The sequence below is a fragment of the Stenotrophomonas sp. SrG genome (genome assembly GCF_050031795.1).
GTDB classification, from domain to species: domain Bacteria; phylum Pseudomonadota; class Gammaproteobacteria; order Xanthomonadales; family Xanthomonadaceae; genus Stenotrophomonas; species Stenotrophomonas rhizophila_A.
In genome coordinates, this window is sequence record NZ_JBNBBE010000578.1 from 1 (window position 1) to 252 (window position 252).

Annotated in this window: 1 protein-coding gene; it reads right to left on the bottom strand. The window is 66.3% G+C overall.

Annotation, left to right across the window (positions count from 1 at the left end; all coding sequences use genetic code 11):
• Positions 1-219 (bottom strand): hypothetical protein (locus ACQG3P_RS20925; protein WP_426806128.1); only part of this gene is annotated, 219 nt, incomplete at its 3' end.
• Positions 220-252 lie beyond the last annotated feature (33 nt).

Below are 252 nucleotides of genomic sequence, written 5' to 3' on the forward strand. Positions count from 1 at the left end.
CGACGATGCTTCGGCATCGGACAGGCCTGCTTCGGACTCGGCGACTGAATCGCGTGCGTCCAGAGCTACGTGGCGCGCATCCAGGCCCAGCACCGGAGCGACGTCGGCAGTTGCCTCCGCATCGGGACCGTCGACGATGGTCAGGCCATCGACCAGCGGCTGCTGCAGCTCTCCCGCTTCGCCGAACGCGGGGGTCGCTGTGATGTCGTCTTCCCGCACCGCTGGGTCTTCGTGATCTTCGATGGTATCCTG